Annotated in this window: 11 protein-coding genes; 5 read left to right on the forward strand and 6 right to left on the reverse strand. The window is 46.0% G+C overall.

Features of this window, described 5'->3' with window-relative positions:
- The first annotated feature begins 4 nt into the window (after positions 1-4).
- From P3C17_RS10250 to glyS, 3 genes are all read left to right on the forward strand, one after another.
- A complete protein-coding gene (locus tag P3C17_RS10250; protein ID WP_300929349.1) occupies positions 5-1,360 on the forward strand; it encodes a hypothetical protein in 1,356 nt (451 codons plus the stop codon).
- A gap of 184 nt (positions 1,361-1,544) precedes the next feature.
- On the forward strand, positions 1,545-2,477 hold the full coding sequence (gene glyQ, locus P3C17_RS10255) for a glycine--tRNA ligase subunit alpha (RefSeq protein ID WP_233010033.1): 933 nt from the start codon (positions 1,545-1,547) through the stop codon (positions 2,475-2,477).
- Positions 2,477-4,534, forward strand: a complete 2,058-nt coding sequence (gene glyS, locus P3C17_RS10260) for a glycine--tRNA ligase subunit beta (RefSeq protein ID WP_300929350.1) — start codon at positions 2,477-2,479, stop codon at positions 4,532-4,534. The genes glyQ and glyS overlap by 1 nt, the downstream gene beginning before the upstream one ends.
- Positions 4,535-4,868: 334 nt before the next feature.
- Here glyS and P3C17_RS10265 read toward each other — a convergent pair whose 3' ends face one another.
- The 6 genes from P3C17_RS10265 to fadB all read right to left on the reverse strand — a co-directional run bounded on the left by P3C17_RS10265 (position 4,869) and on the right by fadB (position 11,231).
- Positions 4,869-5,609, reverse strand: a complete 741-nt coding sequence (locus tag P3C17_RS10265) for a LytTR family DNA-binding domain-containing protein (protein ID WP_300929351.1) — start codon at positions 5,607-5,609, stop codon at positions 4,869-4,871.
- A 26-nt stretch (positions 5,610-5,635) separates the two neighbouring features.
- The gene (locus P3C17_RS10270) at positions 5,636-6,643 is read right to left on the reverse strand and encodes a histidine kinase (protein WP_300929352.1); all 1,008 of its coding nucleotides are present in this window, start codon (positions 6,641-6,643) and stop codon (positions 5,636-5,638) included.
- Positions 6,643-7,371, reverse strand: coding sequence for a hypothetical protein (locus P3C17_RS10275; protein WP_300929353.1), 729 nt, complete (start codon positions 7,369-7,371; stop codon positions 6,643-6,645). The genes P3C17_RS10270 and P3C17_RS10275 overlap by 1 nt, the downstream gene beginning before the upstream one ends.
- Positions 7,372-7,520: 149 nt before the next feature.
- Positions 7,521-7,775: a sulfurtransferase TusA gene (gene tusA, locus P3C17_RS10280; RefSeq protein ID WP_300929354.1), complete on the reverse strand. Its 255-nt coding sequence runs from the start codon at positions 7,773-7,775 to the stop codon at positions 7,521-7,523.
- A 120-nt stretch (positions 7,776-7,895) separates the two neighbouring features.
- On the reverse strand, positions 7,896-9,062 hold the full coding sequence (fadA, locus tag P3C17_RS10285; RefSeq protein ID WP_300929355.1) for an acetyl-CoA C-acyltransferase FadA: 1,167 nt from the start codon (positions 9,060-9,062) through the stop codon (positions 7,896-7,898).
- Between the two features lie 15 nt (positions 9,063-9,077).
- Positions 9,078-11,231, reverse strand: coding sequence for a fatty acid oxidation complex subunit alpha FadB (fadB, locus tag P3C17_RS10290; protein WP_300929356.1), 2,154 nt, complete (start codon positions 11,229-11,231; stop codon positions 9,078-9,080).
- Between the two features lie 267 nt (positions 11,232-11,498).
- On the opposite strand from fadB, the gene P3C17_RS10295 reads away from it, so the two are divergent.
- Both P3C17_RS10295 and pepQ read left to right on the forward strand, forming a co-directional pair.
- Positions 11,499-13,325 carry a transglycosylase SLT domain-containing protein gene (locus P3C17_RS10295; RefSeq protein ID WP_300929357.1) on the forward strand — a complete coding sequence of 609 codons (1,827 nt, stop codon included), beginning with the start codon at positions 11,499-11,501 and terminating at the stop codon, positions 13,323-13,325.
- Positions 13,326-13,389: 64 nt separating this feature from the next.
- Complete coding sequence (gene pepQ, locus P3C17_RS10300) at positions 13,390-14,712, forward strand: Xaa-Pro dipeptidase (RefSeq protein WP_300929358.1); 1,323 nt, start codon at positions 13,390-13,392, stop codon at positions 14,710-14,712.
- Positions 14,713-14,721: the final 9 nt, after the last annotated feature.

The following is a 14,721-nucleotide window of genomic DNA, read 5'->3' on the forward strand; positions in this document are numbered from 1 at the left end:
AGCTATGCGACCAAATAAACCAGGGCAGAGCAATAGTTCAAGTTGGATATCTAAAGCAAACCATTCGCATATAATAAGGGACGAGTTCATACAGGATTTCTTGAAAGGATGTCGTTTCCCTGAAAAGCCGGGTGAAGATCTGCAAGAAACAAATCAGATAATCACTGATATAGTAGGAAAGGTTGATGGAACCAAGCACATTCTTACTGTTGATGGCAGTTACATAACTGTTGACGTCAAAAAGGAATACCCTTCTTCTACCGTCGCTTTTTTTCAGTTTGGCGCAATCCTATTTACTACTGATGACTTAAAAAACCTGTCCCAAGCTCCCTTTATCTTTCCTGAAGATATGAACAAGTTTCATAACTTGCAAAAAATTAAACTTGTCCTCCCAATAAAAAATGTAATCTCCTGTCATCAAAACTCCCTGAATCGATCTGTAAGGAAGGCAATCTATGAGTTCTTCATGAGAGATGTGTCAAACGATGTTACTTTGATGCAAACACTTGCTTGGATTATCTTTGAAGAATATACAGAAACGAAAAATGAAAGCTATACGTTATCTAGTAACCCTAACTTAGATTCTGAATTGGGAAATATAATTTTACGAAAATCCGAGATGAAAAAAGACTTCACGTTCGAGGTGGATGGAGACGTTATCTACTTAACAGATATATTTCGATTACATGAAGCAATTGATGAGGAGTTGGGAGCTGGAGGTATTCTTGGCTATGTCTCTCGACTCATTGAACAGATGATTTTGGTTCGTTATATAAAAGTTATTTATGGTCTAAAGTCTGATGCTTTGCGAGATTTTTGTTTTATTTCAAATGGCCCCCTGAGCTTTTCTGGACAAACGGCAAACATGCATAAACCGTTTAGGAAATTGTGTAATTTTATGCTTAAGAAGCATAATCTTTGCTTGTTTGGATTAGAAACCAAGGGCGCATTTATCGACCACGCATTGTCAATTTGCCAGATATCAGATTCTGGGTTTCGATTAGGAAAAGGTAAATGCCTTATTCTAAGCAACGATTACATATATAGTTATATAACACCTGGCGACTCCGCTTCTATGCATTATGGAAGCACTTCGTATTATGGAGGAAAGGTTATTGTTCATACGGACGATGGACAAGTGTTTGTTGTCAGTGTCCCTGTTGAAAATAAAGACGTTATTTTATCACCAACTCAACAGGACTATCCGAACTTAGACACCGTTGTGGGTGTTATTAAATTGTTAAAATGTGAGATGTATGAGGATACTATCGTTCCTGTTGCTCTAGCTAACAAATTGATTTCACTAACGAACCATCCGAGTCAAAAGATACTGGAGACCTTTGCTAAAAAGTTTGTATGAATTCTCTACGCCGATGTCGAATTGCTGTCCGTCCCGAAAATTCAGCATTTCCCTGTTTTTCTAGATGCAAGGGGAGATAGCTATATCCTATCTTAAAAAACCCATAAAAAACGCGGCTTAGCGCTACAGTTCAGCGGCGCAAATAGGTATACTTTTCAGTCATTTTTACCAGCAGGTCAGGCTAATGCAAAAGTACGATATGAAGACCTTCCAGGGGTTGATCCTGGCATTACAAGATTATTGGGCACGCCAGGGCTGCGTTATTGTTCAGCCGCTGGATATGGAAGTAGGGGCCGGTACTTTCCATCCTATGACTTTTTTACGTTCTTTGGGCCCTGAGCCGACTAACGTGGCTTATGTGCAGCCTTGCCGCCGTCCTACCGATGGCCGTTACGGTGAAAACCCAAACCGTCTGCAGCACTACTATCAGTTTCAGGTGATCTTAAAGCCGTCACCAGCCAATATTCAGGAGCTGTATTTAGGTTCCTTACGTGAACTGGGTATTGATACCCTGGTGCACGATATCCGTTTTGTCGAAGACAACTGGGAATCGCCAACGCTGGGCGCCTGGGGTCTGGGTTGGGAAGTGTGGCTAAACGGCATGGAAGTGACTCAGTTCACTTATTTCCAGCAAGTAGGTGGCTTAGAGTGCCGTCCTGTTACAGGCGAAATTACCTATGGTTTAGAGCGTCTGGCGATGTACATCCAGGGCGTCGACAGTATTTATGATCTGGTCTGGGCTGACGGTCCTTTAGGCCGTGTCACTTATGGTGATGTGTTCCACCAGAACGAAGTAGAGCAATCGACTTATAACTTTGAATATGCTGACGTACCAGCGCTGTTCACGTACTTCGATCAGTGTGAAGCCGAAAGCCAGAAGCTGATTGAAGCAGGTTTAGCTTTACCGGCTTATGAAAAAGTAATGAAAGCCTCTCATGCGTTTAACTTACTGGATGCCCGTCACGCCATTTCTGTGACCGAGCGTCAGCGTTATATTCTTCGGGTGCGCACCCTGGCTAAAGCCTGTGCTGAAGCCTATTTCGCTGCACGGGAAAAGTTAGGTTTTCCCCTATGTAGTGATAGCAAGCGCCGTAACCAGTCTAAGCAGGAGGCATAATGTCTGTGCAAGATTTTTTCGTAGAAATTGGTACCGAAGAGTTACCACCAAAGGCCTTAAAAACCTTAGCTACTGCCTTTAGCGACAATATTGTTGAAGAGCTGGCAAAACACAACTTAAACCATGGCGACGTTAGCTGGTATGCAGCACCTCGTCGTTTAGCCGTTCGTGTGAATCAACTGGCGTTGCAACAGCAAGACAAAGTAGTGGAAAAACGTGGCCCGGCTTTGGCTGCTGCTTTTGATGCCGATGGTCAGCCCACTAAAGCTGCTGCAGCCTGGGCTGCATCAAACGGTATTACTGCTGATCAGGCTGAACGTTTAGAAACGGACAAAGGCGCCTGGTTGATTCATAAAGCGCTGATTAAAGGCGAAAGCACAGCTTCTTTACTACCAGCTGTGATCAGCACTGCTTTAGCTAAGTTGCCCATTGCCAAGCCAATGCGCTGGGGCAATTCAACGGCTGAATTTATCCGCCCTGTGCACACTGTCACCTTGTTATTAGGTGACGATGTAGTGCCTGCTACTATTCTTGGCAAAGAGTCGGGACGTGTTAGCTATGGCCACCGTTTCCATGCACCAGCTTTAGTAGAAATCAAAAATGCCGATGCCTACTTAAGTACGCTGGAACAGTCTTATGTCATTGCCGACTTCGCTAAACGTAAAGCCATTATTGCTGAGAATGTAGCGGCTCAGGCTAAAGCCTTAAACGGCGTGGCACTGATGGATGATGCCTTGCTGGAAGAAGTAGCGTCATTGGTTGAATGGCCTGTTGTGCTGGTAGGTTCTTTTGAAGAGCGTTTCCTGCAGGTACCGGCTGAACCGTTAATCTCCACCATGAAAGACAACCAGAAGTATTTTCCGCTGGTTGATAATAATGGCAAGTTACTGAATAAATTCATCTTTGTGGCCAACATTGCCAGCAAAGACCCAAGTCAGATTATCTCTGGTAACGAAAAAGTCGTGCGCCCACGTTTATCTGACGCTCAGTTCTTTTTTGTTACAGATGCCAAAACCAAACTGGTTGATCGTCTGCCTGCCTTAAGCACCGTATTGTTCCAGCAAAAGCTGGGTACTTTATTAGAGAAATCAGAGCGTATCGCCAAAGTAGCAGCTTTTATTGCCGGCAAAATTGGTGCTGATGTCACACACGCCGAACGCGCTGGTTTGTTATCCAAAACTGACTTAATGACCAATATGGTTGGCGAGTTCCCTGAAGTGCAGGGCGTGATGGGTATGCATTATGCCCGTCTGGATGGCGAAGCCGAAGCAGTAGCTGTTGCCCTGAACGAGCAATATAAACCACGTTTTGCCGGTGACAGCCTGCCAAGCCAGCTCGAGGCTTGTGCTGTAGCTATCGCTGATAAAATGGATTCGCTGGTTGGTATCTTTGGTATAGGTCAGGCGCCAAAAGGCGACAAAGACCCGTTTGCCTTACGCCGTGCTGCCATTGGTGCGCTGCGTATTATGGTGGAAAAACAGTTACCACTGGATCTGATTGAACTGATTGAATTCAGCAAAACCACCTTTGGTGACAAGTTGACTCAAGCCAGCGTATCAGACGAAGTGCTGGACTTTATGCTTGGCCGTTTCCGCGCCTGGTACGAAGGCGAAGGTTTTGGTGTCGACGTCATTCAGGCTGTATTAGCCCGCCGTCCAACCAATCCGGCCGATTTCGACCGTCGTGTTAAAGCTGTAGCTGAATTCCGTAAACTGGATGCCGCTTTAGCTTTAGCTGCCGCCAATAAGCGGGTAGCGAATATTCTGGCCAAAGTGACAGAAGCTATTCCAGCCAGCATCAACAGCGCTCTGTTGAGCGAAGAAGCCGAACAAGCTCTGTATAAGGCCATAGTGGCCGAACAGGCTTATCAGGCCACTGTAAGCAGCTATGCTGAAGGTTTAAGCCACCTGGCCGCTATGCGCGATGTAGTAGACCAGTTCTTCGACAAAGTAATGGTGAACGCCGACGATGCCGCAGTACGCTTAAACCGTCAGGCCTTATTACAGCAATTACGTGAATTATTCCTGCGCGTAGCAGATATTTCTGTATTGCAGTGATAAGTCACATTAATTGCTAACTGATTGATAGTAATTGAAAAAGGAGCTTCGGCTCCTTTTTTGTTTTCGGCCCTAAACCACCTACTTCAGTAGGTGGTTATCATCCAAAAGGCTTTGCCTGAAACTCTGTTTGTATTTTTCTTATGAGCTATACCAAGCTGGGATTAGGCATCAAGTTCTTTGGCACAGACTAAATAAAAAAGTAACGGACGCTGCAGTTGCTCAGTTACTCGACAAAGGGCCCCTTTTAGGGGCTTAACACAAAGCCACCTTCTTCAGAAGGTGGATTCTTTACCGGTTGAGATAGTGACTATAAGAGTAGAGGCTTAGCTGCTTACTGATTTAACCACTTCCTAAACAACGCCGTTCTGGTTTTACTGCTGATGGCGGGTTCTTTATCGCAGCTGAGCACTACAGCCACTGATTCTTTGTTATAGGGCTCTACCTGCAAAATACTGCTGATATGCAGGATATCGCTGCGATTTAGCCGGAAGAATTCACTGGGGTCGAGCTGGCTTTCTATATCGCCTAAATTGGCTTCCGTCAGTATATGCACGCTGTTGTTTTTATCTGTGGCCAGTAATACGCCATTGGCGGCACGAATAAGCAGAATATCGGCGACTGGCAAAATAGATAAGCTTTGGCCTTTGCGTAATAAAAACCGCTTTTTATAAGCTGGCGCTGCAGCTACTACTGGTTGTTGTAACTTATGTTTTAGCTGTGCAAAGTTCAGCATAGCTTCGGCGAATCTGGGATAGGAAAAAGGCTTCAGTAAGTAATCCACTGCCTGATACTGAAACACCTGCATCCAGTACTGATCATAAGCTGTGGTGAAAAGCACAGGACAAGGCAAATCCAGCTGTTCTAATGCAGTAAAAACCTGGCCATCTGTCAGCTCTACATCGGAGAAGATTAAATCCAGTTGCACAGCTTTAGGACCTGCAGCGAAAAACTCCAGTACTTGAGCTACAGAACTTAGTTGAGCGACCACTTCGGCATCGGGCTGATGTCGTTTCAGAAAACCTGCCAGTTTTTCTGCCGCTAATTGCTCGTCTTCAATAATCAGTACTTTCATGGCTTATCCTTGCTTGTGCCGCTAATTCAAAAGCTATGCTGCAGCGGCACCGAAACTATAAATTCGTCGTTTTGTATCACGTCTATTGGCTTGCCAAGCAGGGCCAGGCAACGTTCGGACAAATTAGCTAAACCAGTGCCTGTGCCTGGCTGAGCAAAAGCCTTGGCTCGCAATGGGTGACGCACTATTAACTGACTTTGTTGCAGTTCTAGTTGAATCAACAAAGGCTGTTCGGCTGAAGCGCTGTTATGTTTCACTGCGTTTTCCAACAGCAGCTGCAGGCAGCAGGGCACTAACTGATAGTTGGTTTGTTGTTCCGGTTCTATACAGATCTTTAACTGAAAACTGGCCGGAAAGCGCTGTGCCAATAGCGCCATATACTGCTGTGCAAAAGCCAGCTCGTCTGCTAAAGGCACCAGCGTTTTATTGCTTTGTTGCAACTGGTAACGGTAAATATCGGCAAAATGGTCGAGAAACTGTTCGGCCTGGTCCGGGCTTTTATGAATAAGCACAGAGAGCACATTTAAGTTATTAAATAAAAAGTGCGGGTCCAGTTGTTGTTGCAGCAATTGCAGTTTGAACTGCTGGTTATGCTGCTTTGCCTGCAGAAGCTCCAGTTGTTGCTGTTGCTGACGTTTTAATGCCTGCCATAGCAGGTCTGCACCCGCTATTAAGCTATGCACCAGCAGATACATCAGGCCAACCCGCAGATACTGCTGCAGTACTAATGTCTGGCTAGTGGCTGTGTCTATTACCAGCTGTAGTCCTGTCATCAAACCAACAAAAATCAGCAAACTTAAGCCAAAGCTTTGGCTATAACGCTGCAGCAATGAAGCCGCAGCGCCTTTAGCCCAAAACACAGCATCTAACTTGCGGCTTAGCCACAGCGATAACGCTGCCTGCAAGCTCAGCCAGACAGGGGCATCTGCATGAAATTGTAGCTGTTGCCCAGGCGCTGTTTGCAGCAGCGCCAAATACAACATCAAGCCATAAGAGAACAACAATAACAGGGCAAAGGTTTTTAGCTGTTTCATTAGTTCACCTGTACTGCTTCAGGTAAACGCATCAGTTCGCTGCCATCTTCGGCATAAAACACCAATTGCGGTTGACCATCTGTGCCCACTGCCATTTCAATTCGTTTATTTCCTTGTGGATCATTAAGTTGCAGCATTGCCTTTTTATTTAATGTGCCATAAAAAGCCCGTCTGTTACCATGAATATCTGGGTGTAATTGCTCCAGCTCTTTAATGCGCGCTGAAGCTTTGGTGTCACCTTTTTCAGCTGCAAGCATCAGTTGCATATAGTCATCAATGGGGTATTGCGGTCTGTCTATCACGTTCAAGCCTGAAATCAGCATACCGTCTTGTTCAATATGCTGTAGCGCCAGGCTTTGGTCCTGATTGTAACGGTCAAAAGATAAATGCAGGCCATGCTCTACCTTGCCGTCTTTTTCAAAACCACGGAACACAAAACCGCCGTTTTCTGTACCTTCGTCATTGTAAAAAATCATGCCTGGACGCGGGCCCGGATCAAAAAACTCTTTGCCATCTTTAATAGCTTTAGGTGCATGGCCGGTATTGGCTATCACCAGTCGTGGATGACCGCTTGGCTCCATCACATTAATACGCTGTACATTCAGTTCACGCACTGTGCTGCTGTCGCTTGGCAGCAACTGAGTTTTAATGGTTAAAGCCGCCAGCGCTGTGATTAACAGCAGGTTTAAGTTGGTTTGGTTAAAAATTTTATTGGTCTGTTGCATCATGTTTTACCTTTATTGTTAGTAGTAAGGAGTCTTGATGCAGGTAGTGTGGCGGAATGGCGTTGGCCCTTATAGAGCGAATCCATAAGGGGCAGAAAGTAGTCAATAAAGGGCGGAAAAAACTAGTTAAAAGAGTGTGGAGGCGGGAATGCTTAGCCGGACTTTTTCACTAAATAACGGTAAGGCTCAACGCTGGTATCGCTGGCTACCAATTCATGTTCCATAAAACGGCAAAAGGCTGGGATGTCGCGGGTAGTGGCAGGGTCGTCAGCGGTAATTAAGAGCGTCTGTCCCACCGTCATTTTACGGATAGCCAAGCGGGTTAACATTACAGGCTCAGGGCAACGTAAACCTAAAGTATCCAGTTGCTGATCGGCCGCTAAAAATAACTGTTCCGGGTTCGACATAAGTTGTGGCTCCGCTGGTTCCACGTTAAAAGGGCGCATATGCTAACTTAGGCTGAATATAATAAAAAGGGCTGGCCAAAGCCAACCCTCTTATTCAATAACTCACATCGAAAAACGATATTACTCTACGCGCTCAAACACTGTCGCTATACCCTGGCCTAAACCAATACACATAGTAGCTAAGCCGTATTTGCCGCCTTTGTCTTCCATTACGTTAATCAAGGTTGTGCTGATACGTGAACCTGAGCAGCCCAGCGGGTGACCGAGGGCTATAGCGCCGCCGTTTAAGTTTACTTTGGTGTTCATATATTCCAGTAAACCTAAGTCTTTCATCACAGGCAGAGCCTGAGCTGCAAAGGCTTCGTTTAATTCGGCGTAATCGATATCGGCAATAGTGATACCAGCAGCTTTTAAGGCTTTTTTACTGGCAGGAACCGGACCGTAACCCATAATAGACGGGTCACAACCAGCTATACCCATACCTATGACTTTGGCGCGGATTTTTAAACCTAAAGCTTTGGCTTTTTCTTCGCTCATTACCAGCATGCCAGAAGCACCGTCTGATAAAGCAGAAGAAGTACCTGCAGTCACAGTACCATTGGCCGGATCAAACACCGGACGTAAAGCGCCTAGAGCTTCTACTGTGGTTTCTGGACGAATGACTTCGTCGGTATCAAATACTTTTAATACGCCGTCAGCGTCATGGCCCTGCACCGGGATAATTTCGTTTTTAAAACGACCCTGCAAAGTGGCTTCATAGGCTAAACGGTGAGAACGGGCGCCAAACTCATCTTGTTGCTGACGGCTGATGCCATGTAATTTACCGAGTAACTCAGCGGTTAAACCCATCATGCCTGAAGCTTTGGCTATGTTTTTGCCTAAACCAGGGTGGAAATCCACACCATGAGTCATAGGCACATGGCCCATATGTTCCACACCACCTATTAAATACACCTCACCCATGCCGGTTTGAATGGCACGTACTGCGTCGTGTAACGCCTGCATCGATGAACCACAAAGGCGGTTTACCGTCACAGCTGGCACTGAATGTGGAATGCCTGCCAATAACGACGCATTACGGGCGACGTTAAAACCTTGTTCCAGAGTTTGTTGTACACAACCCCAGATAATGTCGTCTATCTCGGCTGGATCTAAAGCCGGATTACGCTCAACCAGAGCGGCCATTACATAAGCGGATAACTCTTCTGCACGTACGTTGCGGAAGATACCTGCTTTAGAACGACCCATAGGGGTACGGATACAATCAACGATCACTGCTTGTTTCATTTGTTTCTCTCCGCCTTAAACCGGGTAGAACACGGCACCAGAAGCTGCCATGGCGCGGGTTTTGTCTGTTACCTGATAGATTTCACCTAAGTGGGCGTATTTGTCGGCTAAAGCCACAAAGTTCGCCAGACCAATGGTGTCGGCATAACGCAACGGGCCACCACGGAACGGAGGGAAACCTAAACCATAAATTAAGCCCATATCAGCTTCTGCAGCGCTGGCAACAATGCCTTCTTCCAGACAGCGGATCACTTCGTTAATCATGGGCACCATACAACGGGCAATAATATCGTCCGCACTGAATTCCACGCCTGAAGCACCAGCTTTAGCCAGTAAGTCGTAGGAAACTGCATCAGAGTCTTTTTTCGGTTTGCCTTTGGCATCTTTGCTATACGCATAGAAACCTACACCGTTTTTCTGGCCATAACGCTGCGCCTGATACATCAGGGCGACTGGGTCATTTTCTACTTTGCCCATACGAGTTGGGAAACCAGCAGCCATCACGTCTGTGCAGTGGAAAGCGGTATCTAAGCCAACCACATCCAGCAAGTAAGCAGGGCCCATAGGCCAGCCGAAGGTTTTTTCCATCACTTTGTCTACTTTGGCAAAGTCAGCACCGTCTAAAACCAGTTTGCTGAAACCTGCAAAGTACGGGAACAAGACGCGGTTGACATAAAAACCAGGGCAGTCGTTGACCACAATAGGAGATTTACCCATTCTGGCAGCGTAAGCCACTACAGCAGCTACGGTTTCTTCGCTGGTGTCTTTACCACGAATGACTTCTACCAATGGCATTTGATGCACAGGGTTAAAGAAGTGCATACCACAGAAGCGGCTTGGGTCTTTTAAGTTGGCAGCTAAAGAATCAATAGAGATAGTAGAAGTATTGGAGGTAATAATGGCATCGGCCGCTACTAACTCTTCTACTTCTTTTAATACTGCACCTTTGATTTTTGGGTTTTCAACAACAGCTTCTACGACTATGTCGACAGTTTTCACTGCTTCCATGCTCAGCGTTGGTTGAATGCTGGCGATCACTTTTGCCATACCCACTGCATCGAGACGTTTGCGCTCTACCTGTTTATTCAACAGCTTAGTGGCTTCGCCCATACCCAGCTCTAAAGCTTTGTCGGCTATGTCTTTCATCACGACTGGCACGCCTTTTAGTGCAGACTGGTAAGCGATACCGCCGCCCATAATGCCTGCGCCTAATACGGCTGCTTTTTTAATCTCTTTAGTTGCTACTTTGGCTGCTTTTTTTGCTTTGCCTTTAATCAGCTGATCATTGAGGAATAAACCAATCTGGGCAGCAGCTGCTGTAGTTTTTGCCAGTTTGGCAAAAGAGGCGTTTTCTAAAGCCACAGCACCAGCTCGGTCTAAACGGGCTGCGGCTTCGATAGTTTCTACCGCCACCATAGGAGCAGGGTAATGTTTACCTGCATTGGCAAACACCATGCCTTTGGCTGTGTTGAAGCTCATCATGGCTTCAATTTTATTCAGCTTTAATGGCTGTAATTTGGCGGCACGTTTTTTCTGCCAGTTCAGTTTGCCAGCTATGGCATCCTTGATCATCGACAGCGCAGCGTCTTTTAATTTTTCCGGCGCAACAACGGCGTCAATAGCGCCTTCTTTTAATGCCGCATCAGCGGCACGTTCTTTACCAGTCGTGATCCATTCCATACCACCGTCAGCACCAATAATGCGAGGTAAACGGACTGAACCACCAAAGCCTGGCATTAAGCCCAGTTTTACTTCAGGTAAACCTACTTTGGCTGTGGTGTCTGCTACACGGTAGTCTGCTGTTAAGGTCCACTCAAAACCACCACCTAAAGCAAAACCACGAATAGCGGCAATGGTTGGAACCGGTAAGTCTTCTGCCAGGTCAAATACATCAGAGGCAGATTTGATCCAGGGGATAAGTTCAGCTTCTGGCTGCTGGAATGTACCTAAAAACTCAGTAATATCAGCGCCTACGATGAAAGCGTCTTTTCCTGAGGTGTAAATCACGCCTTTGAGGTTTTTATCTGCATGCAGCAGATTCAAAGCGGCGCGACAATCTGCTAAGGTTTGTTGGTCAAATTTATTAACTGAACCTGCAGCATTAAAGGTAAACTCGGCAATACCATCCGCCAGATAGGCGACGGTGATGCTGTTACTCTGGTAGATCATGAATGTTCTCCTTCGTCCGATAGGGTGGACTATTGCTTTTATTCGCAACTGGTAAGATGAGTCTATTGCAGCCTCAGTGTGTCGTGGTTAAGTAAAAATTTCAACCGTTATTTAAACACTTGTTTGAATTTGCGATAGATGTCCCAGTAACTATAGGTGGTAAATATTTGTATGTGGCGTTTCTCCTGTGTTTTCCGTCCGTCGCTCTGGTTGCTGACAACTGCCGCCTTATCCGTCCTTTTTCCGGCACATGCTATTAATGAAGGCATGCGTAAGCGTTTTGAACTGGCCGAAAAAAATATTCATAAACTGACTGAAACTCAGGCCAAAAAAGTATTAAAAGAGATGGAAACTTATCCGCTCCAACCTTATCTGGAACTGGAGTGGCTGAGTAAATCGCTGGATGACACCAATGCTGTTGTGCGTTTTATGCAGGAGCATCAGGGCACTCCACTGGAACGCACTTTACGTAAACGCTGGTTAATTTATCTGGCCGATCGCAAACAAGCTCAGTTGTTTCTGAAAAACTATCAGTATGGCTCTGATGTGGTGCTTGATTGCCAGGCGCTGGAAATGCGGCTGGTGCTGGAAAAACCAGCAGCAGTATGGCCTGCGGTACGTGATCTATGGGCTGTAGGCAAATCAAGGCCTGATGAATGTGATCCTATCTTTGACCGCTGGCGCAAAGCGGGACAGCGCACACCTGATGCAGTCTGGCAGCGGGTATTGGCTGCGGCAAAAGCGGACAATCAGCGCATGTTGCCTTACTTGCGTAGCTTACTGCCTAAAGACCAGCAGTATCTGGCAGAGAAATGGGTGCAGGTGATGGATAACCCGGCTTTGGTATATCGCAAAAGTTTCCTACCGTTACGTAGTCCGCTTGAACGCGATTTAGCTGCTTACGGCATACAAAAATTGGTCTGGAAAAAACCAGATCACGCTATTGAGGTCTGGAACAGATTTGCTCACGACCCTGCGTTCAGCAATGAAAACCGAGCTGTTACTGCTCGTCAGATGGCTATAGCACTGGCCAGTAAAAATGATCCTCGTGCTGATAAATTTATCGCCATAGTGCCGGCAGAATACAAAGACAGGTTATTTGTGCAGTGGAAGCTGGCGAGTTTACTGCGTAAAAAAGACTGGTACGCCGTGATTGAGGCGGTGAAGGCGTTGCCGGAAGAGCTGGCTAAAGATGATGCCAGTCAATATTGGTTAGCCCGGGCTTATCAACAGGTGGATCTGAAAGAGTCTTCCAGTCACATTTATCAGCAACTGGCAAAAAAGCGCAGTTATTATGGCTATCTGGCTGCGGCCCATATAGGGCAGGCTCCTAGCCTGGCGCACAAGCCAGTGCCTGTATCTGAAACCGATTTCTTAGCTTTTAAAAGCAGTGCTCCTATACGCCGGATGAAAGAATGGCAAGCCATTAAAAGACCTAATGCGGCTAAACGTGAACTGACGCATTTACAGCAATACGGCACCGATTTGCAAAAATACAGTGCAGCTAAGCTGGCTTTTGAACTGGGTTGGTACGACAACGCTATAGTGGCGCTGGCTAAAGCTGAATACTGGGATGATGTAGATTTACGTTTCCCTATGGCCTATAACAAAGAAATTCAAACTTATTCCAAAAAAGCCAAAGTAGATCCGGCCTGGGCTATGGCCATAGCGCGGCGCGAAAGTACTTTTATACCAACTGCGAAGTCGCCTGTGGGTGCCCATGGCCTGATGCAAATTATGCCTGCGACCGCCAAACATATTACCGGTCGCCGAGTGCCGGTGGAGCAGTTGTATAATCCGGTCACCAATATTAATTACGGCACTTATTACCTGAATTATTTGATGAAACATACAGGTAATAATGTGGTGTTTGCCACTGCGTCTTACAATGCTGGTTTTAGCAGAGTGAAATCCTGGATCCCGAAAGATGGTTCAGTGCCGCTGGATATCTGGGTCGAAACTATTCCTTTTAAAGAAACCCGTGACTATGTCAAAAACGTCATGATGTATTACCAGGTCTACAGTTTAAAAATGCAGAAAAATCAGCGTATTTTTGAACCCTTGGCCGAGATGAGGATAGGGATGGAGGGCTAAAGCCTTCGTGGTACACTGAGTTGATTTTAATGGTTTTTAGTAATAAATAACGGAATTTGAATTTATGCGTCCAGCTTATCAAGAACTTTATGCCGCTCATTTATTTGCGTTGCAGCAACGCACTAAAGCTGTATTAGCCCGAGAGAATCTGGACGCTTTGGTGATCCACTCAGGTCAGGCAAAACGCCAGTTCCTCGACGATATGGATTATCCTTTTAAAGTAAATCCATTGTTTAAAGCTTGGATCCCTGTGGTAGATAACCCAAATTGCTGGCTGATTGTTGATGGTGTGAATAAACCTAAGCTGGCTTTTTATCTGCCAAAAGATTTCTGGCATAAAGTACCGGATGCTCCTGATTCGTTCTGGTCTGGTTTTTTTGATATTCAGATTCTGGAAAAAGCCAATCAGGTTGAACATATTTTGCCTTACGACAAAGGCCGTATGGCTTATCTGGGTGAACATATTGAAGTGGCTAATGCTTTGGGGTTTAGCGAGATTAACCCTGAAGGCGTGATCAGTTATCTGCATTATCACCGTGCCTACAAAACTGACTATGAGCTGGCTTGTATGCGCCAGGCGAATAGTCTTGCGGTAGCTGGGCATAATGCTGCTAAAACCACTTTTATGGCGGGTGGGTCAGAGTTTGATATTCAGCTGGCCTATCTGGCGGCCGTGGGTCAGGGCGAAAACGAAGTGCCTTATGGCAATATCATAGCGCTGAATCAAAACGCTGCCATTTTGCATTACACAGCGTTGGAGCGAAAAAAGCCGAACCAGTTTCATTCGTTTTTAATAGACGCTGGTGCCAGCTTTCACGGCTATGCCGCTGATATCACCCGCACTTACAGTTATTTAAATGACGAGTTTGCCGCGCTGATTAATGCGATGACGGAAGTGGAGCTGAAGCTGGTTGAGGGTTTAAAACCCGGCATCAAATATTCAGATTTGCATATCGAAGCGCATCAACATATAGCTCAGGTTCTGGCCGACTTTAATTTTGTGCAAATGTCGGCAGAGGGCATAGTTGAATCCGGTATCAGCCGAACTTTCTTCCCGCATGGCTTAGGTCATCACTTGGGGTTACAGGTGCATGATGTCGGTGGTTTTATGGCGGATGAACGGGGTACCCATGTAGCTGCTCCTGCAGAACATCCATTCCTGCGTACCACTCGTCTGGTCGAAGCCAATATGGTCTTTACCATTGAGCCTGGTTTGTATTTTATTGACTCTTTATTGGCGGATTTAAAAGATACAGCTCATGGTAAAGCGGTGAACTGGGACAAAGTTGCAGAGTTCCGTAAATACGGCGGCATTCGTATTGAAGATAACGTCATAGTACACAAAGACCGCAATGAAAATATGACCCGTGATCTAAAACTGGCTTAAGGCGTTTTG

The sequence above is a fragment of the Rheinheimera sp. 1928-s genome (assembly GCF_029269265.1).
Classification (GTDB): Bacteria; Pseudomonadota; Gammaproteobacteria; order Enterobacterales; family Alteromonadaceae; genus Pararheinheimera.